The organism is Mycolicibacterium rhodesiae, assembly GCF_002086695.1.
Taxonomy (GTDB): Bacteria; Actinomycetota; Actinomycetes; order Mycobacteriales; family Mycobacteriaceae; genus Mycobacterium; species Mycobacterium rhodesiae.
In genome coordinates this window covers 347,823-370,918 of the sequence record NZ_MVIH01000004.1, presented here as the reverse complement: position 1 = coordinate 370,918, position 23,096 = coordinate 347,823, and the positions used below count along the sequence as shown (strand labels likewise).

The 23,096-nt window shown below is 66.6% G+C and carries 23 protein-coding genes; 9 read left to right on the top strand and 14 right to left on the bottom strand.

Features of this window, described 5'->3' with window-relative positions; genetic code table 11:
* Position 1: 1 nt before the first annotated feature.
* Positions 2-1,063 carry a thiolase family protein gene (locus tag BST42_RS11635; RefSeq protein ID WP_083118718.1) on the bottom strand — a complete coding sequence of 354 codons (1,062 nt, stop codon included), beginning with the start codon at positions 1,061-1,063 and terminating at the stop codon, positions 2-4.
* Positions 1,064-1,076: 13 nt separating this feature from the next.
* Positions 1,077-2,069 (bottom strand): Zn-ribbon domain-containing OB-fold protein, encoded by a 993-nt coding sequence (locus BST42_RS11630; protein WP_207569480.1) that lies wholly within the window; start codon positions 2,067-2,069, stop codon positions 1,077-1,079.
* Between the two features lie 67 nt (positions 2,070-2,136).
* Here BST42_RS11630 and BST42_RS11625 point away from each other — a divergent pair, with 67 nt between their 5' ends.
* Positions 2,137-3,168, top strand: a complete 1,032-nt coding sequence (locus BST42_RS11625; protein WP_083118717.1) for an LLM class F420-dependent oxidoreductase — start codon at positions 2,137-2,139, stop codon at positions 3,166-3,168.
* 55 nt (positions 3,169-3,223) lie between these two features.
* On the opposite strand, the gene BST42_RS11620 is transcribed toward BST42_RS11625, so the two are convergent.
* On the bottom strand, positions 3,224-3,943 hold the full coding sequence (locus BST42_RS11620) for an acetoacetate decarboxylase family protein (RefSeq protein ID WP_083118716.1): 720 nt from the start codon (positions 3,941-3,943) through the stop codon (positions 3,224-3,226).
* Positions 3,944-4,002: 59 nt separating this feature from the next.
* Between BST42_RS11620 and BST42_RS11615 the strand changes: the two genes are divergently transcribed.
* On the top strand, positions 4,003-5,214 hold the full coding sequence (locus BST42_RS11615) for a cytochrome P450 (protein ID WP_083118715.1): 1,212 nt from the start codon (positions 4,003-4,005) through the stop codon (positions 5,212-5,214).
* Positions 5,215-5,440: 226 nt separating this feature from the next.
* Complete coding sequence (locus BST42_RS11610) at positions 5,441-6,139, top strand: cutinase family protein (RefSeq protein WP_165760842.1); 699 nt, start codon at positions 5,441-5,443, stop codon at positions 6,137-6,139.
* On the opposite strand, the gene BST42_RS11605 is transcribed toward BST42_RS11610, so the two are convergent.
* The gene (locus BST42_RS11605; RefSeq protein ID WP_083118713.1) at positions 6,126-6,926 is read right to left on the bottom strand and encodes a crotonase/enoyl-CoA hydratase family protein; all 801 of its coding nucleotides are present in this window, start codon (positions 6,924-6,926) and stop codon (positions 6,126-6,128) included. The genes BST42_RS11610 and BST42_RS11605 overlap by 14 nt on opposite strands.
* A 68-nt stretch (positions 6,927-6,994) precedes the next feature.
* On the opposite strand from BST42_RS11605, the gene BST42_RS11600 reads away from it, so the two are divergent.
* From BST42_RS11600 to BST42_RS11590, 3 genes are read left to right on the top strand one after another with little or no spacing between them, the layout of a single operon-like run.
* Positions 6,995-8,647: a medium/long-chain-fatty-acid--CoA/3-oxocholest-4-en-26-oate--CoA ligase gene (locus BST42_RS11600; protein WP_083118712.1), complete on the top strand. Its 1,653-nt coding sequence runs from the start codon at positions 6,995-6,997 to the stop codon at positions 8,645-8,647.
* The gene (locus tag BST42_RS11595) at positions 8,647-9,768 is read left to right on the top strand and encodes an NAD(P)H-dependent flavin oxidoreductase (protein WP_083118711.1); all 1,122 of its coding nucleotides are present in this window, start codon (positions 8,647-8,649) and stop codon (positions 9,766-9,768) included. Before BST42_RS11600 ends, BST42_RS11595 begins: the two co-directional genes overlap by 1 nt.
* A 27-nt stretch (positions 9,769-9,795) precedes the next feature.
* Complete coding sequence (locus BST42_RS11590; protein WP_083118710.1) at positions 9,796-11,352, top strand: acetolactate synthase large subunit; 1,557 nt, start codon at positions 9,796-9,798, stop codon at positions 11,350-11,352.
* Here BST42_RS11590 and fadD17 read toward each other — a convergent pair.
* Genes fadD17 through BST42_RS11575 form a run of 3 tightly spaced genes read right to left on the bottom strand, consistent with a single transcriptional unit; the run spans position 11,349 to position 15,187 of the window.
* Positions 11,349-12,881 carry a long-chain-fatty-acid--CoA ligase FadD17 gene (gene fadD17, locus BST42_RS11585; protein WP_237159364.1) on the bottom strand — a complete coding sequence of 511 codons (1,533 nt, stop codon included), beginning with the start codon at positions 12,879-12,881 and terminating at the stop codon, positions 11,349-11,351. The two genes, BST42_RS11590 and fadD17, sit on opposite strands and share 4 nt — an antisense overlap.
* Entirely contained in the window at positions 12,878-13,975 is a 1,098-nt protein-coding gene (locus BST42_RS11580; protein WP_083118709.1) for an acyl-CoA dehydrogenase family protein, read from the bottom strand. The genes fadD17 and BST42_RS11580 overlap by 4 nt, the downstream gene beginning before the upstream one ends.
* A 27-nt stretch (positions 13,976-14,002) precedes the next feature.
* Positions 14,003-15,187 (bottom strand): acyl-CoA dehydrogenase, encoded by a 1,185-nt coding sequence (locus BST42_RS11575; protein WP_036341701.1) that lies wholly within the window; start codon positions 15,185-15,187, stop codon positions 14,003-14,005.
* 175 nt (positions 15,188-15,362) lie between these two features.
* On the opposite strand from BST42_RS11575, the gene BST42_RS11570 reads away from it, so the two are divergent.
* Together BST42_RS11570 and BST42_RS11565 are read left to right on the top strand one after the other, a co-directional pair.
* Positions 15,363-15,554, top strand: a complete 192-nt coding sequence (locus BST42_RS11570) for a ferredoxin (protein ID WP_036346341.1) — start codon at positions 15,363-15,365, stop codon at positions 15,552-15,554.
* A 12-nt stretch (positions 15,555-15,566) separates the two neighbouring features.
* Positions 15,567-16,487 carry a 3-oxoacyl-ACP reductase gene (locus BST42_RS11565; protein WP_435406026.1) on the top strand — a complete coding sequence of 307 codons (921 nt, stop codon included), beginning with the start codon at positions 15,567-15,569 and terminating at the stop codon, positions 16,485-16,487.
* A 15-nt stretch (positions 16,488-16,502) separates the two neighbouring features.
* Here BST42_RS11565 and BST42_RS11560 read toward each other — a convergent pair whose 3' ends face one another.
* From BST42_RS11560 to BST42_RS11540, 5 genes are read right to left on the bottom strand one after another with little or no spacing between them, the layout of a single operon-like run.
* The gene (locus tag BST42_RS11560; RefSeq protein ID WP_083118708.1) at positions 16,503-17,963 is read right to left on the bottom strand and encodes an alpha,alpha-trehalose-phosphate synthase (UDP-forming); all 1,461 of its coding nucleotides are present in this window, start codon (positions 17,961-17,963) and stop codon (positions 16,503-16,505) included.
* Between the two features lie 3 nt (positions 17,964-17,966).
* Positions 17,967-18,131, bottom strand: coding sequence for a hypothetical protein (locus BST42_RS29025; RefSeq protein WP_109751046.1), 165 nt, complete (start codon positions 18,129-18,131; stop codon positions 17,967-17,969).
* A 31-nt stretch (positions 18,132-18,162) separates the two neighbouring features.
* Positions 18,163-18,606, bottom strand: a complete 444-nt coding sequence (locus BST42_RS29350; RefSeq protein WP_133057447.1) for a hypothetical protein — start codon at positions 18,604-18,606, stop codon at positions 18,163-18,165.
* Between the two features lie 27 nt (positions 18,607-18,633).
* The gene (locus BST42_RS11545; RefSeq protein WP_083118705.1) at positions 18,634-19,020 is read right to left on the bottom strand and encodes an intersectin-EH binding protein Ibp1; all 387 of its coding nucleotides are present in this window, start codon (positions 19,018-19,020) and stop codon (positions 18,634-18,636) included.
* A gap of 52 nt (positions 19,021-19,072) precedes the next feature.
* Positions 19,073-19,381: a hypothetical protein gene (locus BST42_RS11540; protein ID WP_083118704.1), complete on the bottom strand. Its 309-nt coding sequence runs from the start codon at positions 19,379-19,381 to the stop codon at positions 19,073-19,075.
* 411 nt (positions 19,382-19,792) lie between these two features.
* Between BST42_RS11540 and BST42_RS11535 the strand changes: the two genes are divergently transcribed.
* Entirely contained in the window at positions 19,793-20,623 is an 831-nt protein-coding gene (locus tag BST42_RS11535; protein ID WP_083118703.1) for an SDR family oxidoreductase, read from the top strand.
* Here BST42_RS11535 and BST42_RS11530 read toward each other — a convergent pair.
* Positions 20,606-21,496: an NAD(P)-dependent oxidoreductase gene (locus BST42_RS11530; protein WP_083118702.1), complete on the bottom strand. Its 891-nt coding sequence runs from the start codon at positions 21,494-21,496 to the stop codon at positions 20,606-20,608. The two genes, BST42_RS11535 and BST42_RS11530, sit on opposite strands and share 18 nt — an antisense overlap.
* A 10-nt stretch (positions 21,497-21,506) precedes the next feature.
* Positions 21,507-23,078, bottom strand: coding sequence for an LCP family protein (locus BST42_RS11525; RefSeq protein ID WP_083118701.1), 1,572 nt, complete (start codon positions 23,076-23,078; stop codon positions 21,507-21,509).
* Positions 23,079-23,096: the final 18 nt, after the last annotated feature.

Below are 23,096 nucleotides of genomic sequence, written 5' to 3'. Positions count from 1 at the left end.
ACTACTTCCCCTCCAGCACGGCGACCAGATTCTGTTGCAGCGCAGGGCCGCTGGTGGCGTGAGCCAGGACGCGACCAGCCGATCCGTCAAAGATGTGCTGGGCGGCGAACCCGATCCGCTCGAGGCCGGCCGAGAACATCGGGTTGGCGGCCAGGGCGCCGCCCGACGGGTTGATCTTCGTCGACTCCGGTAGGCCGATCGCCTCGGTCAGGATGAGCTGCTGGTGGCTGAACGGCGCATACAGCTCCGCGATCTCGATGGAACTGGTGTCTCCGCCGGTGGCCGCCTTGGCCGATGCCGCGGTCGACGGTGACGTGGTCAGATCGCGTGCACCGAGAACCGGCGTTTCGATGCGGTGCTCGAAACCGGTGATCCACGCCGGGTTCTCCCGCAACTCACGCGCTCGGTCGCCGGCCGCCAGCACGATGGCCGACGCGCCGTCGGTGATCGGAGCGATGTCGTGGCGCCGCAACGGATCTGCGAAGTATGGCTGATCCAGCAGCTCGCTGATGGATCCGGTCGGTGCCACCTTGTCGGTGCGGCCGCCTGCGGCGAACGCGTCCAGCGCCACCTGAGCCATCTGCTCTTCGGTCCACTTGCCGGAGTCCAGGCCGAACCGTGCCTGCAGGCCTGCCATCGACACCGAATCGGGCCAGAGCGGCGCGACGGTGTACGGATCTGTCTGCAGTGCGAGCACCCGGCGCAGCGTGCCGGCCGACGATTTGCCGAAGCCGTACACCAGCGCGGTCTCTACCTCGCCGGTCAGGATCTTGATGTACGCCTCGTACAGCGCCCAGGCCGCATCCATCTCGACGTGGGATTCGTTGATCGGCGGAACGGCGCCGATCGAGTCGATCGCCGAGATGAACGAAAACGCGCGACCGGCAAGATAATCCGACGAACCGGAGCACCAGAACCCGATGTCGGTCTGCTTCAGGCCGAGCTCGTCGTAGAGCGATTTGAAGCACGGCATCAGCATCTCGACGCCGTTGGTGGTGCCGTTGGTGCGCCGGACATGCGGAGCATGCGCGAAGCCGACGACCGCTACATCGCGAAAAGTCATGTGGCGAGTCCCTTTAGAGGTGGTGCTTGTAGGTGTCGTAGTCGGCGTCGGGTTCGCCGGTCGGTTTGAAGTACTCGATGTTGTCGATGCCAAGACCCCACTCCTCGCGGGGCTTCCACACCGCCTGAACCCGCATGCCCATCCGCACGTCAGCGACCTCGATCTCCTGAATCAGGTGCAGGAACGGGATGTCGGCGCCGTCAAGCAACACATAGGCCGCGACGTACGGCGGCTTGATGCGCTGCCCGGCGAACGGGATGTTGATGATGGCGAACGTCGTCACCGTGCCCTTGTCCGGCAGCTCGATGAAGTTGTCCAACTCGAGGCCGGTGGCCGGGTCGGCTTCCTTCGGCGGGAAATAGACCTTGCCGTCGGTGCCGGTGCGAGCACCCAGCAGCTTGCCGTCTTCCAACCCGCGCAGGAAAGCGCTCTCGGGAAGCGATGCGGTGTGCTGGATTTCGATGCTGCTGGGCGACACCAGGATGGTCACCGGCTCGCGGTCATCAGAGGATGGTTGCGCGGGTTCTTCGGTGTCCCCGAGCGCGAAATACGCGATATCGGTGATCGCGCCGACGGGCTCGTCGATCCAGTGCGCGTGGACCCGCGCACCCGTGCTGATCGCGTCGGGCGATTCCGCGGCCACCGCGTGCAGCAGGGTGGTGTCCGCGCCGTCGAGCTTGATCAACGCCCAGGCGAACGGCTTGTCCAGGGGCTGGCCCTCCAGCGGGTGGGACTGCCAGGTCCACGACTCGACGGTCCCCACACCGGCGACCGGCACCACCTCCGTCAACGGCGCGTAAGTCACCGGGTCATACTCAGCGGGTGGTACGAGCACTCGCCCGTCCGAGCCGCGGACACCGAGGATGCGTCGCTCACGCAATGCGGTGAAGAACTGGCCGAGGAGTGGTCCGACTGAACGGGTGTAGTCGAATGACAGCTTCAGCGGTGCCGAAAGGGGCTTCTGATGCGCGTCGATCTGCACCGGGCTGCTTTGGCTGGTGGTCACATTATCGAGTAGAACAGGTTCTAAGAATCGTGGCAAGGACCGTGTCCCGGCCAGAAAGGCGGCACCGATGAAGCTGGGTCTGCAACTCGGATACTGGAGCGCACAACCCCCGACAAACCATGCGGAGCTGGTGGCCGTGGCCGAGGAGGCCGGGTTCGACACCGTGTTCACCGCCGAAGCGTGGGGCTCGGATGCATTCACCCCGTTGGCGTGGTGGGGGCGTGAGACCACCCGGATGCGGTTGGGCACCTCGGTGGTGCAACTGTCGGCTCGCACCCCGACCGCGTGCGCGATGGCGTCGCTGACGCTGGACCACCTCTCGGGGGGCCGGCACATCCTGGGGCTGGGTGTCTCCGGACCCCAGGTGGTCGAGGGCTGGTACGGGCAGAAGTTCCCGAAGCCGTTGGCGCGCACCCGCGAGTACATCGACATCATCCGGCAGGTCTGGGCGCGTGAAGCGCCGGTCACCAGCGCCGGCCCGCACTACCCGCTGCCGCTGTCCGGTGAGGGCACCACCGGGTTGGGCAAGCCGCTGAAGCCGATCGTGCACCCGCTGCGGGCCGACATCCCGATCATGCTTGGCGCCGAGGGTCCGAAGAACGTCGCGCTGGCTGCCGAGATCTGCGACGGGTGGCTGCCGATCTTCTACTCGCCGCGGCTGGCGCCGATGTACAACGAGTGGCTCGACGAAGGCTTCGCCCGTCCCGGCGCACGCCGCAGCCGGGAGGATTTCGAGATCTGCGCGACCGCGCAGGTCGTCGTCACCGACGACCGGGCGTCGATCATGGACCTGATCAAGCCCCACCTGGCGCTCTACATGGGCGGAATGGGCGCTGAGGACACCAACTTCCACGCCGACGTCTATCGGCGGATGGGTTACTCCGAGGTCGTCGACGAGGTCACCCGACTGTTCCGCAGCGACCGCAAAGACGACGCGGCCAAGGCCGTTCCGGACGAACTCGTCGACGACTCGGCGATCGTCGGCGACATCGACTACGTGCGCAAACAGATCGTCGCCTGGGAGGCCGCCGGGGTGACGATGATGGTCATCGGCGCGCGCACGCCCGAGCAGATCCGCGAGGCCGCAGCGCTGTTGTAGACACTTCTTGCGAGGTGTCTAGTCGGGGCTCTACATTGACCGGATGACGCTCGGCTCAGCTCAGCACGTGGGCGTCGCCGAACGTCATGTCGACGTGGGCGACCGAGCCCGAGACCATCGCGCGCTTCGGCAGCCCCAGTGTGGCCAGCTCTTTGGCGTACGGGTGGTCGCCGAGTCGCAGCGTGGCGCCGCCCGGCCGGAAGCGGACACCCGAATTCTTCATCTCCCAGGGCACCTCGCGAGTGGTGCCGTCGGCGAACGTGTAGGTCTTGAGGACCTGGGTGCGCGGGCGCAGCGACGGGATCGGCAAACCGCGGTGGAACTCGATTCCGGCGATCAGCGATCCGTTCTCACTGACATCGAAGGTGAACGGGTTGGCTTCGCGCACATTGAAGTCGGCCATGATTTTGGGGAAGCCCCAGATGGTGCGGCCGGCCTCCAGCGTGAAGGACTGGTCGACCGGCAGGTGATGGATGAACGCCGCGGCGTCGCCGAGTGCCTTGAGCCCGCGGGCATTCGAGCCCGGCGGATTGACCATGACGCAAGTTCCGAACTCGTTGTACTTGCCCAGGTCGCCGTCGATGTAGCGGGCCAGCATCAGGTTGACCACCGCGCGGCCGGGGCGGAATTCGCAGACCTTCAGTCCGCTGTAATCGACAAGTCGCTGCGCGGCATCGGCCGGAACCGAGAACATAGCCGTGTGAACGTCGGCCTTGCGAACCCGCACCGGCATGGTGAGCACCGTGCCGGCGATCGTGTGCTGCGAATCAGACATGCGGCCACTGTAAACCGCTTTGACATCCAACGTGAACGAAAAGTAGTGGAGGGAACGGAATGACAGGCACTTTGGCGCCGGCGAAGCCGAATGTTGATCTGACTGACGGCAATTTCTACGCCGACGGTGCGGCACGCGACGCGTATCGGTGGATGCGGGCCAACGAGCCGGTGTTTCGCGACCGCAACGGTCTCGCCGCCGCGACGACCTACCAGGCCGTGATCGACGCCGAGCGCGATCCCGAGACCTTCTCCAACACCGGCGGGATCCGGCCCGACAACCCGGGCATGCCCTACATGATCGACATGGACGATCCCGGACATCTGTTGCGGCGCAAGCTCGTCAATGCAGGCTTCACCCGTAAGCGGGTGATGGACAAGGTCGCCGGGATCGACACGCTGTGCGACACATTGATCGATGCGGTGTGCGAGCGGGGGGAGTGCGACTTCGTCCGCGACATCGCCGCGCCGCTGCCGATGGCCGTGATCGGCGACATGCTCGGTGTGCTGCCCGAGGAGCGCTCGACGCTGCTGAAGTGGTCCGATGACCTGGTGTGCGGCTTGAACTCGGCGGCCGACGCCGAAACACTGCAGGCGGTGATGGACGCGTTCGCCGGCTATTCCGCGTACGCCACCGAGACCATCGCCAAGCGCCGGGCGGAGCCGACCGACGATCTGTTCTCGATCCTGGTCAACTCCGAGGTCGAAGGTCAGCGTATGGCCGACGACGAGATCATCTTCGAGACCCTGCTGATTCTCATCGGCGGCGACGAGACCACCAGGCACACGTTGTCGGGCGGCACCGAACAGCTTGTGCGCCACCGGGATCAGTGGCAGCGCCTGGTCGCGGATCCGAGCCTGATTCCCGGCGCCATCGAGGAGATGCTGCGCTGGACCTCGCCGGTGAAGAACATGGCCCGCACCGCCATGCGCGATGTGGACTTCCACGGCACCCAGTTGCGCCAGGGCGAGAAGATGCTCTTGATGTTCGAGGCCGCCAACTTCGACGAGTCGGTGTTCGGCGATCCGGAGAATTTCCGTATCGACCGGAATCCGAACAGTCACTTGGCCTTCGGCTTCGGAACCCACTTCTGCCTCGGCAACCAGCTGGCCCGGCTGGAGTTGAGCACGATGGTGCGCAAGGTTCTCGAACGTCTGCCGGACCTGCGCCTGGCCGACGAGTCCGCGCTGCCGCTGCGGCCGGCCAACTTCGTCAGTGGCCTCGAGGAGATGCCGGTGGTGTTCACTCCGTCGCGCCCGGTGCTCGCCTAGACTCGCGCGACCGTCGCACCACAGTCACGGCCGACGCCCAGCGTGACGCTGGGGTGACGCTCGGGGTGATTGTTTGATCACTCCCGATTGTGGGAACCACGACCCCATCTCGGGGTAAGCGGTGTTGCTTGCCGGACCGGGGCGACATCGTTACTAGCTGTGGGGCGACATGAGTGTTACCGAATCTGACCAGGCCCATTACCTGCGGCGACTCTTTGTCGCCGCGATGCTGGCTACCGCGACGCTGGTGACGGCACCGACCGGCAGCCCGGTCGCCTCGGCAGAGGAGGGGTGTCCTGACGTCGAGGTGGTCTTCGCGCGCGGCACCTTCGAACCGCCGGGTGTCGGGGGCATCGGTCAGGCGTTCGTCGACGAGTTGCGGGCCCAGCCGCAGCTGGCAGGCAAGTCCGTCGATGTGTATGCGGTGAATTACCCTGCTTCACTGCAGTTTTCGACCGCGGCCGATGGTGTGATCGATGCCAGCAATCGGGTCCGCGATATGGCGACACGGTGCCCCGACACCAAGATGGTGTTGGGTGGATACTCGCAGGGCGCGGCGGTGGCCGGCTACGTCACGGCCGACAAGATCCCCGATGGCTACATCCCGCCCGACGGCATCACCGGGCCCATGGCGCCGGAGATCGCCAAGCACGTCTCCGCCGTCGCGCTGTTCGGTAAGCCGTCCAACGGGTTCTTGAACACGATCGACCGGAGCGTGCCGCCCATCACGGTGGGCAGTCTCTACGCGGCCAAAACCATCGACCAATGTATTCCCGAAGACCCGATCTGCTCGCCTACCGGCGGCAACAACGGCGCCCACCAGGCGTACGCCTTCGACGGAATGACCGCGCAGGCAGCCGCTTTCGCGGCGGACAAGATCGTCGCGGGAATGGCGACGGCCCCCAAGACGACTAGCGCATCTTGAACTGAGGCGCCCGCTTCTCCTTGAACGCCAGCGGACCTTCCTTGGCGTCCTCGGACAGGAACACTGGGATGCCGTTGGCGGTGTCGGGCTTGAATGCGTCGAGTTCGTGCATGCCCTCGGCCTCGCGAATGGTCTTGAGGATCGCCTGCACGGCGAGCGGCCCGTTGTTGTTGATGACCTCGGCGATCTCAAGCGCCTTGTCCAGCGCCGTGCCGTCCGGCACCACGTACCCGATCAGGCCGTAGGACAGGGCCTCCGCAGCGCTAATGTGCCGGCCGGTCAGCAGCAGATCGCACGCGATGGTGTACGGGATCTGCCGCGGCAGGCGCACAGCCGAGCCGCCCATCGGATACAGGCTCCACTTTGCCTCGGAGATGCCGAACTTGGCGCTCTCGCCGGCCACTCGGATGTCGGTACCCTGCAGGATCTCCGTGCCGCCGGCGATGGCCGGGCCTTCGACGGCCGCGATCAGCGGCTTGGTCAGCCTGCGGCCCTTCAGCAGACCTTCGATCTTCGTCGGATCGAAGGCGCCGCTCTTGAACGAATCGCCGGGAGGCGCCTTGGTCGCACCCTTGAGGTCCATGCCCGCGCAGAAGTAGCCGCCGGCTCCCGTCAGGATGCAGGTGCGGATCTCCGGATCGTTGTCGACACGGTCCCAGGCCTCCACCATGATCGAGAGCATCTCGGTGGAAAGCGCGTTGCGAGCCTCCGGCCGGTTCAGCGTGACGATGAGAGTGTGTCCGCGCTGCTCAATGAGGGCATCGGGGCTTTTTTCGGACTCGCTCACGGGTACCTGCCTTCCAGCGTCACTGCCACAGACTTGTCAGGAAATGTAACACGTTCTAATTTGGGTCCGTGGCCCTGAACATAGCTGATCTAGCCGAGCACGCCATCGACGCCGTGCCAGACCGCGTCGCCTTCATTTGTGGTGACGACAAAATCACCTTCGCCGAGTTGGAGGAGAAGGCGAACCGGTTCGCGCACTACCTCCTCGACCATGGCGTCAAGAAGGACGACAAGGTCGGGTTGTACTGCCGCAACCGCATCGAAATCGTCATCGCGATGCTGGGCACCATCAAGGCGGGCGCGATCCTGGTCAACGTCAACTTCCGCTATGTCGAGGGTGAACTGCGGTACCTGTTCGAGAACTCCGACATGGTCGCGTTGGTGCACGAACGCCAGTACGCCGACCGGGTCGCCAACGTGCTGCCGGATACGCCGGACGTCAAGACGATCCTCGTGATCGAGGACGGCAGCGACAACGACTACCAGCGTTACGGCGGCGTCGAGTTCTACTCGGCACTGTCCGAGAGCTCGCCCGAGCGGGACTTCGGCGAGCGCAGCGAGGACGACATCTACCTGCTGTACACCGGCGGCACCACCGGCTTCCCCAAGGGCGTGATGTGGCGTCACGAGGACATCTACCGGGTTCTGTTCGGCGGCACCGACTTTGCCACCGGTGAGTTCGTCAAGGACGAGTACGACCTGTCCCGGGCCGCCGCGGAGAACCCGCCGATGGTCCGCTACGCGATCCCACCGATGATCCACGGCGCCACCCAGTCGGCGACCTGGATGTCCATCTTCTCGGGCCAAACCACCGTGCTGGCACCGGAATTCGACGCCGACGAGGTGTGGCGCACCATCCACGAGCACAAGGTGAACCTGCTGTTCTTCACCGGTGACGCGATGGCGCGGCCGTTGCTCGACGCGCTGCAGTCCGCACTGGACAGCGGCAAGGAATACGACCTCTCCTCGTTGTTCCTGCTCGCCAGCACTGCCGCGCTGTTCTCCACCAGCCTCAAGGAGAAGCTGCTCGAACTGCTGCCCAACCGGGTGATCACCGACTCGATCGGTTCGTCGGAGACCGGCTTCGGTGGCACCAGCATCGTCGCCAAGGGCGAGCACCACATGGGCGGCCCACGGGTGACGATCGACCATCGCACCGTCGTGCTCGACGAGGACGGCAACGAGGTCAAGCCCGGGTCCGGGGTCCGCGGCGTTATCGCCAAGAAGGGCAACATCCCGGTCGGCTATTACAAGGACGAGAAGAAGACCGCCGAGACCTTCAAGACCTACAACGGTGTGCGCTATGCGATTCCTGGCGACTACGCCGAGGTCGAGGCGGACGGCACCGTGGTCATGCTGGGCCGCGGCTCGGTGTCGATCAACAGCGGCGGCGAGAAGATCTATCCCGAAGAGGTCGAGGCCGCGCTCAAGGGCCATCCGGACGTTTTCGACGCCCTGGTGGTCGGTGTGCCCGACCCGCGCTTCGGCAACCATGTCGCCGCCGTCGTCGCTCCCCGCAAGGGAGCCCGCCCGTCGCTGGCCGATCTGGATGTCTTCGTGCGCAAGGAGATCGCCGGCTACAAGGTGCCGCGCAGCCTGTGGATCGTCGACGAGGTGAAGCGTTCCCCGGCCGGTAAGCCCGACTACAAGTGGGCCAAGGACCAGACCGAGCTTCGTCCGGCCGACGAGGTGCACGCCAAGCACGCGGGGGCTGCCAGCTGATGCACACCGAACTCTGCGATCGGTTCGGCATCCAGTACCCGATCTTCGTTTTCACCCCGTCGGAGAAGGTCGCCGCCGCGGTCAGCCGGGCCGGCGGCATGGGCGTGTTGGGATGCGTTCGGTTCAACGATCCCGATGACCTGGAAGCTGTTCTGCAATGGATGGACGAGAACACCGACGGTAAGCCGTACGGCGTCGACGTGGTGATGCCGGCCAAGATCCCCACCGAAGGCTCGTCGCTCGACATCAACAAGCTGATCCCGCAGACACATCGGGACTTCGTCGCCAAGACGCTCGCCGACCTCGGAGTGCCGCCCCTGCCCGAGGACGAGGCGAAATCCGAAGGCGTGCTCGGGTGGCTTCACTCGGTGGCCCGCAGCCACGTCGAGGTGGCGCTGCGGCACCCCATCAAGCTCATCGCGAACGCGCTCGGTTCACCGCCCAAGGACGTCATCGACCAGGTGCACGAGGCCGGGGTTCCGGTGGCCGCGCTGGCCGGAAGCGCCAAGCACGCGCAGCGGCACGCCGAGAACGGTGTCGACATCGTGATCGCCCAGGGCCACGAGGCCGGCGGGCATACCGGTGAGATCGCCTCGATGGTGCTGGTGCCGGAGGTCGTCGATGCACTTGACGGTAAGGCGGCAGTGCTCGCGGCGGGTGGTATCGGAACCGGCCGCCAGGTGGCTGCCGCGCTCGCCCTTGGTGCACAAGGTGTTTGGATGGGGTCGGCGTTCCTGACCGCCGCTGAATACGACCTCGGTGTTCGCACCGAAGGCGGAGCATCGGTGATCCAGGAGGCGCTGCTGGCCGCCAGCTCCAGTGACACCGTCCGCCGCCGCATCTACACCGGCAAGCCGGCTCGCCTGCTCAAGAGTCGGTGGACCGAGGCATGGGACGCCGAGGGCGCACCCGAGCCGCTGCCGATGCCGCTGCAGAACATCCTGGTCTCCGAGGCGCATCAGCGAATGAGCGCCTCGGAGGACCCGACCACCGTCGCGATGCCGGTCGGCCAGATCGTGGGCCGGATGAACGAGATCCGCCCGGTTGCCGACATCATCGCCGAACTGGTCACCGGCTTCGAGGCCGCGACGCGGAAACTGGACACGATCCGCGACAGCTAGCCCAACAGGCTGACTAAGCTCGGTCGGGTGAACGGCGCACAGGCACTGATCTCGACCCTGGTCGACCACGGTGTGCGGGTGTGCTTCGCCAACCCCGGCACCTCGGAGATGCACTTCGTCGCCGCGCTGGACACCGTGCCGCAGATGCGCGGTGTGCTCACCCTTTTCGAGGGTGTCGCCACCGGGGCCGCCGACGGTTACGCCCGCATCGCCGACGAGCCCGCCGCGGTCCTGCTGCACCTGGGCCCCGGACTGGGCAACGGCCTGGCCAACCTGCACAACGCACGTCGGGCGCATGTGCCTGCGGTCGTGGTCGTCGGCGACCACGCCACCTATCACAAGAAATACGACGCGCCGCTGGAGTCCGATATCGACTCGGTGGCGCAGACCGTGTCGGGCTGGGTGCGCCGCACCATGGCGGTCGCCGACGTAGCCGCCGATACCGCAGCTGCCATCGCGTCCGCGCGTGCCCACCGGCACATCGCCACACTGATCCTGCCCGCCGATGTCTCGTGGGGTGAGGGCGCGTCCGAAGTGAAAGAGGTTGCGGCACAGCCGGCCGCGGTCCTTCACGAAGCCGAACAGATCGAGTCGGCGCTGCGTTCCGGTGAGCCGACGGTGATCATGGTCGGTGGTGACGCCACCGGGGCCGACGGCCTGTCCGCGGCCGTCAGGCTCGCGCAGGCGTGCGGGGCGCAGGTGTTGTGCGAGACGTTCCCCACGCGCCTGGAGCGCGGGGCCGGTCTGCCTGCTGTCGAACGGCTCGCCTACTTCGCCGAAGCGGCCACCGCCCAGCTCGCCGGTGCCCGACATCTGGTGCTGGCCGGTGCGCCGCACCCGGTGTCGTTCTTCGCCTATCCCGGCAAGCCGAGTGATCTGGTGCCCGACGGCTGTGCGGTACACACGTTGGCCGGGCCGGTCGGCGCCAGGGCCGCACTCAGCGTGCTCGCCGATCGGATCGCGCCGGGCGAGACCGCAGCCATTGCGGCGCTGTCGCGGCCGTCGTTGCCGAGCGGTCCGCTCAACGTGGTGACCTCCGCTGACGTCATCGGTGCGCTGCTGCCCGAACATGCCATCGTCGTCGACGAGTCGAACACCTCGGGAGTCCTTCTGGCGCAGGCCACGGCCGGTGCCCCCGCGCATGACTGGCTCACCCTGACCGGCGGGGCGATCGGCTATGCGCTCCCGGTGTCGGTCGGTGCCGCCATCGCCGCGCCGGAGCGCCCGGTGCTGTGCCTGGAGTCCGACGGTTCGGCCATGTACACGATCTCGGCGCTCTGGACCCAAGCCCGCGAACAACTCGACGTCACCACGGTTGTCTACGCCAATCGCGCCTACGACATCCTGCGCATCGAACTACAGCGCGTTGGCGCCGAGGCGGTGGGGGAGCGGCCCGGTCCGAAAGCCGAGTCACTGCTCGATTTGACCAGTCCCACACTTGATTTCGTTCGCATTTCCAAGGGCATGGGTGTTCCGGCCCGCCGGGTGGGCACTGCCGAGGAGCTTGCCGATGCGCTGCGGTGGGCCTTCGACGAACCGGGACCGCACCTCATCGAGGCGGTCATGCCGTCGATCACCGGCTAGTGCCGGATTTCGAACACCGGGTCGGCGCAGTCCAGTGCCTCGGCGGACAGGCGGCGTTTGATGATCTTGAACGTCTCGGTACGCGGTAAGGAGGTGCTGACCCGCACGAACGCCGGCCACTGCTTTCCTCCGAGGTCACTTTGGGCGGTCAGGAACTCCCGGAACTCGTTCACGTCGAACGTCGCGTCCTCGGGCATGACCAGTGCGGCCATCACCCGGTCACCGACCGCGGGGTCGGGGATGGCGTAGACCGCGGCCTCGGTCACGTCGGGGTAGCGCATCAGCACCCGTTCGATCGGTGCGGTGCCAAGGTTCTCACCGTCGACCCGCATCCAGTCACCGAGGCGGCCGGCGAAGTGCACATAGCCGGCGTCGTCGCGGTAGGCCAGATCGCCGCTGTGGTAAACGCCGCCGGTCATGCGCTCCGACTCGGCGTCCGGGGCGTTGTAGTAACCGCGGAAGTTGCCGGGGCCGGTGAGGTTCACCAGTTCGCCGATGACCCCGGGCGGGCACGGCTCGCCGGTGTCGACGTCGACGATCTCCAGACCCTCGGGCAGTGGGCCCAGCGCACCCTCTGGGGTATCCGGGGTGCGGGCGATGTTGACGCCACCCTCGGTGGACCCGAACCCGTCGACCACTGTCACTCCGAAGCGCTTGGCGAATCGGTCGATGTCGCGCGGCGCGGCTTCGTTGCCGTAGACGATCCGCAGCGGGTTGTCGGCGTCGTCGGGGCGCGCCGGGGTGGCCAGGATGTACGACATCGGCTTGCCCACATAGTTGGCGTAAGTGGCGTTGAACCTGCGTGCGTCAGGGATGAACTGGGAGGCGGAGAACTTACGGCGCAACGCAATCGATGCACCCGCCGCCACCGCCACGGCCCAACCTGCCATCACCGCGTTGGAGTGGAACAGCGGCATCGACAGGTAGCAGGTGTCGGCGGCCCCCAGCCCGAACCGCTCGGCCAGCATCACACCCGGGACGGCCACCTTCTCGTGGGTGCACCGCACCGCCTTCGGGTCGCCGCTGGTGCCCGAGGTGAAGATCAGCATGAACAGATCGTCGAGGGTGCTGGGCGCGAATGTGATGGGGGAGCCACGGAATCGTGCGAGCTCGTCCGCCCACGCGGGTGAACCCACGTCGATGACGGCCATACCCTCGGGCGCGAACCCGGCGCCGTAACCATCGAGATCACCGTCGGCGAGAACCAGCTGACAGTCGGCGGTCTCGATGTCCCGCGCCAGCGCCTCGCCGCGGCGCGTGGGATTCAGCCCGACCGGAACCAGCCCGGCCATCGCCGCCGCCACCAGCAGCGACGAGAAGAACGGCGTGTTACCCAGCAGCACGCCGACGTGCGGGGGATTGTCCGGATCGAGCCGTGCGGTCAGCGCCGCCGCCAGGTCGGCGGCGTCCTGAATATGTTGGCGCCAGGTCGAATACGAGCCATCGTCGGCGTGGATGCCGCGATCGTCGACGTCAGCCAGCCGCGCCAGCAGGTCGGTGACGGTCGGCTGGCTCAGCGATCCGGTCAAGCCGGTGTGTCGGCCAGCTCACGGCCGATCTGCCGCAGTTGCGCGGTCGCACCGCCCAGCGCGAACTCGATCTGCTTGGCGGTGAGGAAGTACCGATGCACCTGATGGTCGACGTCGATCCCGACACCGCCGTGGACGTGCACGGTGGTGTGGGCGACTCGGTGCCCCGCCTCGGCTGCCCAGAACGCGGCGGTGGCCACTTCAGGGTCGGCGGGCAGGTCCTCCGACAATCGCCAGGACGCCTGCACCAGTGCCAGGCCAAGGCCCTTGATGTCGATGTAGTCGTCGGCAAGTCGGGCGGAGACCGCCTGGAAGCTGCCGATCGGCCGGTCGAACTGCTCGCGGGTGCGGGCGTACTCGGCCGTCAACTCGAGCGCGCGCTCGAGCACGCCGAGCTGGAAGGCGGTGTAGCCCAACGTCTTGTGCGTGGACAACCACGCCAGTACCTCGGCGTCACCGACGATCCGGTCGGCGCCGATCTCGACGCCCGCGAGGTCGAGCTCGCCGGCGCTGTTGAGTCCGGTGGTCAGCAGCGGCGTCACCGATACTCCGGCGTCGTCCCTGGCCACCAGGAATACCTTTGTGCCGGAATCGGTTTCGGCGGGAACGAGGAACGCGTCCGCGACCGGACCGAACGGGACCTGGGTACGGGTGCCGGTCAGGCGGAACCCGCCACCGGAAGCGGCGGCCTGCACCGGGCCCTGACCGAATTCCCCGTCGAGGGCCACGGTCAGGATCTTGTCGCCGGCCACCGCCGGGGCGCCCCACTGCTCTTGCAGCTCGGGCGTGCCGACGCGGCCCAGTACTCCCGCGCCGAGGACGACCGACTCCAGGTAGGGCACCGCGGCCAACTGTCGGCCCAGCGCCGCCAGGATCGCCGTCTGCTCCAGGACGCCGAACCCGGCGCCGCCCACCGATTCCGGTGCGGCAGTGGACAGGATGTCCGCGTCGATCAGCTTGCGCCACAGTTCGGTGTCGAAGCGCTGTTCGAGGCTATCCAGCTCCCGCTGATGCTGCGGGGTGCAGACGGCGTCGACGATGGTGCCGACGAGACCCGAAAGATCCTGTGCTGCTTCTGTTCTGGTGAAGTCCATGTTGGTCCTAAGTCGTCTCGGGTCGTGTCAGCGGTTGACTCGGGGCAGGCCCAGGGCGACCATGCCGATGATGTCGCGCTGGATCTCGTTGGTGCCGCCACCGAAGGTGAGGATCAGGGCCGCGCGGTGCATCCGCTCGATCCGGCCGCGAAGGAGGGCGCCGGGCGAATCCTGGCGCAGAGTGGCTGAGGGGCCGAGGATCTCCATCAGCAACCGGTAGGCCTCGGTGGCCAGTTCGGTGCCGAAGACCTTGGCCGCGGAGGCATCGGCGGGGCTCAGCGTCCCGCTCTTGGCGGATGCCAGCTCCCAGTTGATCAGCTTGAGGTACTCGCCCTTGGCCAGCACGCGCGCGAGGTTGAGCTGCACCCATTCGGAGTCGATGAGGCGGTTGCCGTGGGCGTCCTTGGTGTTCTGCGCCCACTCCCGAACCTGGTTGAGCGCCAGGAAGATTGGCTGGGCCGAGACCAGTGCGACCCGTTCGTGATTGAGCTGATTGGTGACCAGCTTCCAGCCGCCGTTCTCCTCGCCAACCCGGCTGCTCACGGGCACGCGAACATCCTGGTAGTAGGTGGCACTGGTGCCGACGCCGGCCATCGTGTGCACCGGAGTCCAGGAGAAACCGTCGGCGGTGGTCGGCACGATCAGCACCGAGATGCCGCGGTGCTTCTTCGCCTCGGGGTTGGTGCGCACCGCGAGCCAGACGTAGTCGGCGTACTGGATCAGGCTGGTCCACATCTTCTGACCGTTGACCACGTAGTCGTCGCCGTCCTGCACGGCGGTCGTGCGCAACGCCGCCAGGTCGGTGCCTGCGCCCGGCTCGGAGTAGCCGATCGCGAAGTGCAGGTCACCCGAGGCGATCTTGGGCAGGTAGAACTTCTTCTGCTCCTCGGTGCCGAACGCCATGATCGTCGGCGCGACGCTGTTGATCGTCAGGAAGGGCACCGGCGCGCCGGCGATGGCCGCCTCGTCGGTGAAGATCAGCGAATCCATCGGGTCGCGGTTCTGGCCGCCGTACTCCTCCGGCCAGTTCAGCGTGAGCCAGCCGTCCTTACCCATCTGGGACACGGTCTCGCGGTAGATGTTGCCGGTGCCGATCTCGCCGCCCGAGGTCGACGTGAGTGCTTCCAGGCGCTCCGGCGTCATCAGCTTGCCGAAGTACGAGCGCAACTCGCGGCGCAGCTCCTCTTGTTCGGGGGTGTAACTGATCCGCATCGACTCGATCCTCCGCTGAAAGTTGCAAGCTGTCGACGACCCGCCGACACTCCTGGTTGTAACACGTTCTAGTCTTGTGGTCCAGCGCCCGTTCGGCCGGGATACGGATCGATCTGGTCGTATCGTGGTGCTGCGAACGCCCGGCCGTCGGGGTCTGTCAGCCAAGGAGGTTGTCATGCGAGTCGAAGTCGACCGTGATCGTTGTGAAGGTAACGCTGTCTGTGTGGGAATCGCGCCGGACCTGTTCGAACTGGACGACGAGGACTACGTGATCGTCACCAAGGATCCGATCCCCGCAGACCAGGAGGCGCTGGCCGAGCAGTCCATCGCCGAATGCCCTCGCGCCGCACTGACCCGCAAAGACTAGAGGTATTAGTAAGTGACTGCAGAAGTGACCGGCGACGCCATCGATCTCACCGGACGCGTCGCCGTGGTGACGGGCGCTGCTTCGGGGCTCGGCCGTGCCGAGGCCATCGGGCTGGCCCGCTCCGGCGCCACGGTCGTCGTCAATGACATGGCCAAGGCCCTTGATGAGTCCGACGTTCTCGATGAGATCAGTACTGCCGGCTCCAAAGGCGTCGCGGTGGCCGGCGACATCAGCCAGCGTTCGACGGCCGATGAGCTGGTGTCCTGCGCCGACTCGCTCGGTGGGCTGAGCATCGTCGTGAACAACGCCGGTATCACCCGGGACCGCATGTTGTTCAACATGACCGACGAGGACTGGGACGCGGTCATCGCGGTGCACCTTCGCGGACACTTCTTGCTGACCCGCAACGCGGCGACGTACTGGCGCAATCAGGCCAAGGAAAACGGTGGCTCGGTCTACGGCCGGATCATCAACACCACGTCGGAAGCCGGGCTGTCGGGACCGATCGGCCAGGCCAATTACGGTGCGGCCAAGGCAGGCATCACGGCACTGACTCTGACTGCGTCCCGCGCTCTCGGGCGCTACGGTGTGCGGGCCAACGCGATCGCCCCGCGTGCGCGCACCGCGATGACCGCCGACGTGTTCGGCGATGCGCCCGATCTCGCCGACGGCGAGGTCGATCCTTTGTCGCCCGAACACGTGGTGACGCTGGTGCGCTTCCTGGCCTCGCCGGCCTCGGACAAGGTCAACGGACAGGTGTTCGTGGTCTACGGGCCGTCGGTCGCGTTGGTGGCCGCCCCGACCACGGAGCATCAGTTCGACGCTGACGGCGCGGCCTGGGATCCGGGGACGCTGGGCGCGGCCATGGGGGCCTACTTTGCTGACCGCGACCCCGAGCGCACTTTCGGCGTGATGGGCCTGCTGCGCGACTGAACGGGCCTGAGCGGACTACTCCGCCTCACCAGTGACCGGCTTACCGGCCAGCGCGTCGAGGAAGGACCGCGCCCACCGGTCGACGTCATGGGCCAGGACCTGGCGCCGTAGCGCCCGCATCCGCCGCCGGCCCTCCTCGGCAGTCTGGTTGAGCGCGGCTTCGATGGTGTCCTTGACGCCCTCGAGATCGTGCGGGTTGGTCAGGTAAGCCTGGCGGAGTTCCGCTGCGGCACCGGTGAATTCACTCAAGACCAGGGCACCCCCGAGATCACTGCGGCAGGCGACGTACTCCTTGGCGACCAGGTTCATGCCGTCGCGAAGCGGCGTCACCAGCATGACGTCGGACGCCACGAAGAACGCGATCAATTCCTCACGCGGTACCGGCCGGTGGATGTAGTGCACGACCGGATGGCCGACTTCACCGTATTCGCCGTTGATGTGGCCGACCTGCTGTTCGATCTCGTTGCGCAGCACCCGATAACTCTCGACCCGCTCGCGGCTGGGGGTGGCGAGCTGCACCAGGACGGTGTCGTCGCGCTTGGCGCGTCCCTCGGCAAGCAACTCCGAAAACGCCCTGAGCCGAACGTCGATGCCCTTGGTGTAGTCCAGCCGATCCACGCCGAGCAGGATCTTGCGCGGGTTGCCGAGTTCGGCCCGCAGTTCCTTCGCCCGCTTGCGAACGTCGCGGTTACGGGCCTTGCTGTCCAACTCGGCGGAATCGATCGAGATGGGGAAGGCGCCGACCTTCACCGTGCGGAAGCCCAACTGCACTTCGCCGAATCGGGACCGCACACCAACCGAGGCGCGAGAGGTGTTGGCGCCGACCAGCCTTCGCGACAGGAACAGGAAGTTCTGGGCGCCACCGGGCAGATGGAAACCGACGAGATCGGCGCCGAGCAGACCTTCGATGATCTCGGTGCGCCACGGCATCTGCATGAACAGTTCCACCGGCGGGAACGGAATGTGCAGGAAGAACCCGATGGTCAAATCGGGACGCAGCGTGCGCAGCATCTTGGGCACCAGTTGAAGCTGGTAGTCCTGAACCCACACCGTGGCGCCTTCGGCGGCGGCCCGCGACGTCGCTTCGGCGAAGCGCCGGTTGACCTCGACATAGCGATCCCACCACTCGCGGTGGTAGATCGGCTTGACGATCACATCGTGATACAGCGGCCACAGGGTGGCGTTGGAGAAACCCTCGTAGTACTCGGCGACGTCTTCGGCGGACAGCCGAACCGGGACGAGCTGCATGTCGTCCTCGACGATCGGCTCCTCGGGCCCGTCGACAATTCCCGGCCAACCGATCCACGCGCCGCGCTGACGACGCAGCAGCGGCTCCAGTGCGGTGACCAGGCCGCCCGGGCTGCGCTTCCACGTCACGCTGCCGTCGGGCAGCCGCTCCATGTCGATCGGCAGCCGGTTGGCGACCACCACGAAATCAGAATCTCCGGAGCGGGCGGCGTCCTTGCCCCCGGACACCGGTTACGCCTCGAGCTTTGAGGGCCCAATGCCGAGCATCGACAGGAAGACCCGGCACTCGTCGGCGTCATTCGCGTAGGCCGCGACGACGCGACGGGCCTGGCGCGCCGTGCTGTCGGCCAGCGGCTCGACATCGTCGATATCCGTGGGATTTGTTTTTGCAGGCATTGCTCAACCTTAGCGAAGGGGATTTGAGCCGCTACGGGCTCGAGGAAATGGTCGACCTGGGCTGGACGGCGACTTCGTCCTGGCTGGTCTCGTAGCAGGCCGCCGACTCCCAATAGCCGGTGCACGGCGTGCCGTTGATGTTGGGGACGAGGTCGGCGCCGATGCCGGTTTCGGAGGTCGACGTCACGTCCTGTGTGGTCCGCGGCTGTAGATCGTCGAACGCGTCATCACCGTTGGTGGTGGCGACCGGGGTCATGGTGGGTGTGCAGTTCCCGGTCGACGGGTCCAGCGATTCACCCGACTGGCAACCCGCCGACCCGCCCGGCTGGGTATCCACCGGCTGGGGCACCGGCACCGGCTGCGGCTCGGGAATCCCACCTTCGCCTTCTGCCTGCGCCAGCGGAGCTGTGGCCACCGCGAGCGTGAACATGCCCGCGGTGAGCAGCTTTGTCACCCAGGTCAAGTGGATCGGCATCGTTGCCCTCTCTGATCTGCTCCCGGACTAGGGGCTAGACGAAATGCTCGAGTGCGGAGACACAGCCGGAACCTGGTTCTCCTGCAGCCCGATGCACTGGCCGGTGTTGGCGCCGGTGCACGGAATCCCCTGAACCTCGGGGAGGCTGCTGGAATCGCCCGGCGTCGAGTACGTGACGTTACCGCCGCCGCTGGACGTCGTGGGGTAATTGCCGCCCGGCTGGTTGGGCACCAGTTCCGGAATGCACTGATCGGTGTAGAGATCCTCGGACTCGCCGGCAGGGCATGCCATCACCGGGCCCGCCGGCGCTCCCGACGGCGCGGCGAAGAACGCAACCGCGGGCGCAGCCGCGATGGTGATGCTGAACCCGCCGGCGAGGAGGATGCGGCGGCCGACTGAGGAGGAAATCGCCATACTTCACGCTTTCTTGAGAAGTTGACGGAGTTCCGAAGTCGGCCCTCCGTTTTTACGGACTGACGGTCGAGCGGGGTTGCACCGCAGGAGCCTGCTGCTCTTGCTGCAATCCTATGCACTGACCGGTGTTTGCGCCTGTGCAAGGGATGCCCTGGACCTCGGGCAGGCCGCCCTGCGGACCGGCGTTGGGCGCGACCTCGCATCCACCGGTCGCCGGATTGACGGCCTGGCCGGCGGGACACGCGGCCAGCGGTGCGATGGACGGAACGGCGACGACGGACAGCGCGGGCGCTGCCGTCACCGCGAGCGCGAAGCCGCCCGCGAGGGCCAGGCGCCGTGTCGCGATCTTCAAGTTAGCCATGATTGTGCCTTCTGTTCGGTTTGCTGAGTGACCGTGGGAGGCAGTGTATGACTGCCGTAAGGGTCCCGCAGTTGTTCGGCGGTTTTATCGATAGCGGAACCGAGGTTGTTACACCGGGGTTAATATTCGGACGCGGTGAATTCTGACGCGGTTGAGGCACTGATCAAGGCGCATAACTGCGGGCGGAGAAAATGCGAGCGTCGGAATGTCGGAAGGCCGTGGAGTGCGTCCGAATTAGTGCTCCGGGGCGTATCGCAGGTTGATTTCCTCCGGCTTGCCCGGTCCCGCGCAACGTCGGACATGGCGCGTCGGGAAGTTCGCTGGAAGCGGTGGTGGGACGGCCTCTATGCCGCGACGTGCCGCCGTGGTTCTATACGTAGAACCTGTTTCAGTTTCGCGTGAGGAGTCGGCGTGCAGCTCTCGTTCGAGGATCGGACGTACCTGGTCACCGGTGGTGGCAGCGGTATCGGCAAAGGTGTGGCGGAGGACCTGGCCAAAGCCGGCGCCAACGTCATGATCGTTGGCCGCGGAGCCGATCGGCTGGCCGCAACCGCGGACGAGATCAACGCCGCCGCGCCGAACGGCAACGTCAGATACCAGCCCGCCGACGTCACCAACGAGGACCAGATCGCCGCGGTCGTGGACGCTGCCAGGGCGTGGAACGGCCGGCTGCACGGCGCGGTGCACTGCGCCGGCGGGTCGCAGACCATCGGCCCCATCACCCAGATGGACTCCGAAGCGTGGCGCGCCACGGTCGACCTGAACATCAACGGTTCGATGTACGTGCTCAAGCACTCGGCCCGGGAGATGGTGCGCGGCGGCGGCGGATCCTTCGTCGGTATCTCGTCGATCGCCTCCAGTAACACCCATCGATGGTTCGGGCCGTACGGCGTCACGAAGTCGGGTTTGGACCATCTGATCCAGCTGGCCGCCGACGAACTCGGGGCGTCCTGGGTGCGCGTCAACGGCATCCGGCCCGGGCTGATCCGGACCGAACTGGTGCAGATGGTTCTCGACTCACCCGAGATCAGCGGGGATTACGCCGAGTGCACGCCGCTGCCGCGCCCCGGTGAGGTCTCCGACGTCGCGAACGCGACACTGTTCCTGCTCAGCGATGCAGCCCAGTGGATCACCGGACAGATCATCGGCGTCGACGGCGGGCAGAACCTGCGGCGCGGGCCGGACTACTCGGCGATGCTCGAGCCGGCCTTCGGCGCCGACGGACTACGCGGAGTGGTCTGAGGCCGCCGCGTCCCGCGCCGCGAGGCTGCCGACCGCCGACCAATCCAGGTGGTCGCCACCGGCGGCAAGCAGACGCAGGAACCGGTCGCGCAGCAGGCTGGCGATCGGCAACGGCACCCGTAGCTCCTCGGCGGCGGCCAGAACCAGTCCGATGTCCTTGTGCCCCAACGGTGCAGCGAATCCGGCCGGCTCGAACTGCTCGCTGGCGATGAGTCCGCCGTAGGTCTTGTACACCGGCGCCGAGAACAACGTCGACGTCAGGATGTCCAGGTACTGATGCTTGTCGACCCCGCCGCGGTCCACCAGTGCCATTGCCTCCCCGAGGGACTCGATCACCGAGCCGATCAGGAAATTGCCACTGAGCTTCACCAGGTTGGCGGCCGACGGATCCTCCGACACCACGAACGTGCGCTGGCCGATCGCATCGAAGACGGGCGTCACCGCGGTCACGGTGTCTGATGGGCCCGCGGTGACGACGAACAGCGCCGCCGCCGCGGCAGCCTCCGGACGGCCGAACACAGGTGCCGAGACGAACCTCTGGCCGGCGGCGCCGTGCGCTTCGGTGAGGCGTTTCGACAGGGCGACGCTGATCGTGCTGGACGAGATGTGGACGGTCTCCGGTCCGGCCGAGCCGATGATGCCGCCGTCGCCGAACGTCACCGTTGTCACCGCGTCGTCGTTGGCCAGCATCGTCAGCACGACCTCGCCGCCGCAGGCGTCGGACACGCTGTCGGCGGGTCGGGCCCCCACCGCAGCCAATTCGTCCACCTTCGCCCGGGAGCGGTTGTAGACGGTCACGTCGTGACCTGCCTTGATCAGATTCGCGGCCATGCCCGCGCCCATGTTTCCCAGCCCGATGACTCCGATGCGCATAGAGCTCAACCTAGTTGACGCACGGCACCTTGCCGCCGTCGATCGGAGCGCCCTGGTCAGGAGTGGGTGTGATCGTCATCTCCGACCAGCTGTGCGTCGTCGACGTTGCAACGGTGTCCTCGGACTGCGGCTGCTCCAGCGGAAGGTCGTAGCCCTGACCGAGAACCACCCGGATGTGGTCGGCGGCCACCGAGCCGGTGGATTGCGGGGCGTTGTCAACACCGAGCAGCGTGGCCACCGACTGGGCGTCGGTCTGCGCCCCGGCGCCGTAGGTGATCACCGTGTCGATCGGCTCGCCTGACTCGCGGTCCCGGACCTCGCTGATCGTGAAATCGTGCTTGCCCAGCAGGCTTGCCGCCTGGGAAGCCAACCCCGAGGTGTCGCTCGCGTTGACGACGCTGACGACGGTGTGCGGATTCGGCGGGGGAAGTGGTTCTGACACAGCGGTAGTGGTCACCGACGCGGAGTCGCCGCCGATGGCTCGGGCGATCTCGGCGCGGATCTTCGCCGGGTCGACGATGTTGACGTCCTGGCCGTTGATGGTGTCGTAGCGCACCACCGGCAGAGTCCGGAACTCGACGTCGCCCCCGGCCAGCGCAGCCATTCTGCGGAACTGGTCCTCACCCCACCCCTGCGACAACACGATGTCCTGGCGCGCGACGTCCATCAGGCGCTTGAACTTGTCCAGATCGGTGAACGAGCCCGACTGCTGCAGCTCGCGCGAGACCGACAGGAGGAAGGCCTGCTGGCGATGGGTGCGGTCGAGATCTCCGTTTTCCAGCCCGTGTCGCTGCCGCACGAACGCCAGCGCCTGCTCGGCGTTGAGTCGCTGCGGGCCTGCCGGGAAGTTGGCGCCGGAGTAGTCGTCGTGTACGGCGTGGTTGAGGCAGACATCCACGCCGCCGAGGCTGTCGGCGAGGTGGTAGAAGCTCGCAAGGTTGACCTCGGCGAAGTAGTCGATGGGTTGGCCGGTGAGGTTGCGCACCGCGCGGATGGTCGCCTTGCGGCCGGCTTCCCGGCCGGCCCGTTCCAGCTCGGCGCGGTCGCCGATACCCTCGTCGACCAGCTTCTGCTCGGTCTGGAACTTCGTCAGCCCATAGGCCTCTTTGATCTTGATGTGGCTGTAGCCCTTGATCCCGCTGACGGCGACGTAGTCGTCGCGCGGGATGGAGAACGCGACGACGTGGTCGTCGGCGCTGATGTGCACCAGGATCAGGGTGTTGGTGTTGTAGCCGCCCGAGTCGGAATCGCCTGCGTGAAGTTTGTCGAGCACCTCGTCGGGCAGTTCGTTGCCATCCTGGTCTTTTCGGGAGTCCAGCCCGATCAGCAAGATGTTCATCGCGCCACCGCTGGACCGCGGCTCGTCGGAGCCCAGCGCCTGCGACACCGTGATCCCGCTGAGCAGTCCGTGTGCTTGCGAGTACGCCAGACCGGTGAGCGTCACCACGACCACCGAGACCAGTCCGATCACGGTTCGGGTGAGGATGCGCAGTGTCCGTCGGCCGGTGTCGGACCTCTCTCGATGACGGCCGCGGCGGTTGTTGCCCGCGGCGGCCGCTCGTGAGGGCGGCGACGGATCCATGATCGACAGTATGCGGGC